The sequence below is a fragment of the Pseudaeromonas pectinilytica genome, from assembly GCF_054780855.1.
On sequence record NZ_BAAGVN010000259.1, the window covers coordinates 1 to 3,627 of the forward strand.

Consider the following 3,627-nt stretch of genomic DNA (forward strand, 5'->3'; position numbering starts at 1 on the left):
CAGGCTCTGCTGTCTGAATGAACAATATTTGTTCGAATGTATGGGGTTGTTCAAAGTATAAACACTGATGCGTCAGCCCTGGATGTGCTCCGTAAAAATGACACATACCGATTGTGGGCAAAATTAGGTTACATGGTTGGCCTGCGTGAATTCGAGTGCTTAATGTTGAATCGAGATTTTGTTAGGAATCCGGTAGATAGCAACCAACCCGGCTGGTACTTGTCTTTTAAAGGTAAGCTTGGCAAAGAGCGAACAGTCTTCGTTACAAAACAACTCATGCATGAAATGTGGGATTATATCAACACAAAACAGTATGCACGGCGACTTAATAAATTTCAGGCTGAAAATGGTGTTGATGAGGTCATTCCACTGTTTATAAATAACAGAGGGCATCGCATGAGCGATGGAAGTCCTAGCAATATTGTCGAGTTGGTTAGAAAAGAAATGGAGGCAAAAGGCTTAGGTCGTTTATGCCGCTCATTTCACGACCTGCGGAGCACCTTCGCAACTAATCTTGCTGCATTTTTGATCCAAGCCGGTAAGAGCGAAAGTTATATAAAATATAAGTTGATGTCATTATTAGGGCATTCCGACTTCGAAACCACGAAGCAATATATAAACTTTGTAAATAATGAAGGTTTTGAGAAAACCATGTTGGAATGGGTTGAAACTGTTTACGGCTCAACTAAAGAGTTATTAACTAAAGAAGGAGCCGGAAATGTTTCATGAAAAAACAGCCGTTCAAGAACTTAAAATAACATGCGCTCAATTATACAAAGACTTAAAAACAATATCAGTGCGATTGAGTCAATGTGACTGCAATAATGAACTATCGGTTAGTAATTGGAATGCTCGAAAGAAAGCTATCTCTGATGCCCTGCCCGTGCTCCTAGAGAATCTAGGCACTGATGCAATTCATCTAGTTGAAGATGGATTGTTAGCATTCAATGATCTAACATTTTGGCTCAAAGCTGAAGAAGTTATGGCTACTAAGTTTCATAATGGGCACAAGCTAGCGTTTCACTTCGAAAGCGCTATTAAATTACTTACGCAGAAGCCGGAAACCTTGGCGCCATCAAAAATTAATATTGGCGAGAAACATATAAGCTTGTTCCGGTTGTATCATATTTCAGGCGATTTGGTCACGGAGTGTCACAAAATTCTAAGCAATGTATTCAGTAACGTTTCAAGTACTCGGACTACAAAAGCACATGCTGTATGTGCCGTAAGTGCTATAGAACAATTATCTGCGTCATCAGATATATACGATTGCCTGAAAAACAAAGGTTTACCTGGTCTGATTAAACGTATAAATCTTGCGCAAGAAATAGCAGTTCTTCCGTCTAAACATACTAGGGTTGCTATTAATTGGATCCTACGTGAAATGCTGAGTCAGCAGATGCCGAGTCCGTATAAGCACAACTCTCTTCTGCATTCTATCCATCAATTTTCAGAAAAACTTGCACTTGATATTGTTGCTATTCAACGACATTTTTATTTAAAAGATATTAGTTGGTTTCCAAGAGGATCTGCTACTTTAAATGCAAAGTTGAGCTTTGTCGTTCGCGCCCTTCCTATTTTGCTTGCTGGGCTTGGTGAAAATGCTAAAACTCTACAAATAAAAGGTCTCGATGCTTTTGCTGATAAATTATTTTGGGCAAATGCAGAATGTATTTTGATTAATGATCCACGTTGTGGTGTGACAGTGACTCTGCATCTCGCAAAGATAATAAGTTTTCACTTCATGGACTCGCGACTTGTAGGTCCGATTACTTTTCAAGCGGGTAATCTCATGGCTAACCTTTATGGCTTGTATAGCGTATCGCCAGAGTTTGCACTTGAGTGCCATAGTGTATTGCAAAGTATTGCAAAAAAACATCCAAGCCTAGATGCTAGTCGCTCTATTGCTAGCCGTGTATCGAGATGCATTGAAAAACTCGCAACATCGGACCGCCTAAGAGAGCTTCTGCTTAAACATGGCCTTAAAGGGGTTGTTGGGCATGCTGAGTTGTTCAATGAGGCTTGCCTGTCAATTGTGGATAATCACGAGCGCTTAAGTTTTGGAGTGTTAATCCGTGAAGCCTTGCCAGATGTCTTTGGCATTAACAATTTTACATCCAATAAAGAAAAAACACTTATTATTAACAAATCAGGTTGGGATGTTGATATTACTGGTGTAGCAGTGCTCTCTCCTACTCTTGAGGTAGAAGTCATAAGTTATCTAGATTCATTATGTATTAAAAAACCAGATAATGACCGTGATAATGTACCAACTAAGATACAAGAGTTGCGAAAGTTATCAAGTTTCTTAGTTGATCTTAAATGTGGATTAAGCCAGTCACAGATTAATGAAATTAAACAGCATGGTGTTTCAGCATTTGTAAACGACAGCGTACTAATGCGTAAGATAATGTCCTTTCGGGATCAAGCATCAGAACAAAAGAAACAAAAAAAATCGACATTCCAAAATGCGGGGACTCGTGACCGTAATTTTAAAGCCGTTACAGCTCTCATTGATGTACTTAAGTATGTTACAAAAAATGAAAATATCGTAAAAATGATGCTCCCAGAATTTTTGGTGTTTGATCATACAGGTCGAGTTGGTAAACATCAGTTTATGAGTATTGAAAGTATATGTTTTTCTTTTCCACAGTTGGCTAATGACCTCAGAGAAATTCATGCCATAAGTACTGTGAACATTAAACTCGACCAGGTGCAAAATATTTCCATAAGAGGTTACTTCCGAAGTTTTATATCTGCATTCAATTACATTAAAGACGAGCTAAACGAAAGTGAAATAAAACAGTTGTCGATCCACGGGCTGGCAGCATTGAATGAAAATCATCATTCTATTCTTAAAAGAATCCGCAAGAAAATACGTGATTTGACTAATTCGAACAAACTTGAAGTTTCCAGCGCGCAAATGTTGCAAATAGCAATTGACTGGATGCTCCTTAAAAAAGGATTAGCCGTTATCAAGGCTTATCCTATCTCAACAACGCGGCGTGACAAGCATAAGAAAGAAGATAACCAGAAAAAAGCATATTCGGTCGAGCAAGTTCATGAATTAGCGTTTTATATTGATGTTTGTCTCAAAAAAAGTGTGCTAACTCAACTGCAGACGCTTTGCCTAACTCTTGCTAGAGTTTTACTAAAGACAGGATGGAATATCACTCCTGTTATGGAACTTGAGACAGATGATTTGATGCAAATGGACTCACCAATTGCTGGCGCCAGTACCTACTTTATCAGGCTTTTTAAACGTCGAGCGTCATATAAAACTCAATTCCACAAGTTCGTACTGGACGGACAAGATATTGGCTTAGATGAGATGGTGAGTGGCAAGCAGGTGGCGAATGCACTGAAAGATCTTCTTTATCTACGGGATAATTTAACTTATGGGTTACGTAGTAAGTTGAACAGCGATCATCCTTTCAAAAAACGCATCGCCATTTATAAAATTAATAATGAAGTGTGTTGCTTAACTGCTGAAAGTTTCACTAATAATTTGAATAGTATATTGCAAAACGTCGGCTGTTCAGTTCCTGACTCTTATACACAAGTAGCGTCCTGAACGGAACCTTTCCCGTTTTCCAGGATCTGATCTTCTATGTGACTCCCAACATA

At 38.7% G+C, this 3,627-nt stretch carries 2 protein-coding genes; both read left to right on the plus strand.

Going from position 1 to position 3,627, the window contains the following annotated elements:
- The first annotated feature begins 36 nt into the window (after positions 1–36).
- Positions 37–729 (plus strand): site-specific integrase, encoded by a 693-nt coding sequence (locus tag ACYVG7_RS10870; protein WP_460883130.1) that lies wholly within the window; start codon positions 37–39, stop codon positions 727–729.
- Positions 719–3,574, plus strand: coding sequence for a hypothetical protein (locus ACYVG7_RS10875; protein ID WP_460883131.1), 2,856 nt, complete (start codon positions 719–721; stop codon positions 3,572–3,574). The genes ACYVG7_RS10870 and ACYVG7_RS10875 overlap by 11 nt, the downstream gene beginning before the upstream one ends.
- The last annotated feature ends 53 nt before the right edge of the window (positions 3,575–3,627 follow it).

Bases quoted from the DNA above. Each gene is read 5' to 3' on its own strand.
- ACYVG7_RS10870 (WP_460883130.1), top strand. From the start codon at position 37: ATGTATGGGGTTGTTCAAAGTATAAACACTGATGCGTCAGCCCTGGAT.
- ACYVG7_RS10875 (WP_460883131.1), top strand. From the start codon at position 719: ATGTTTCATGAAAAAACAGCCGTTCAAGAACTTAAAATAACATGCGCT.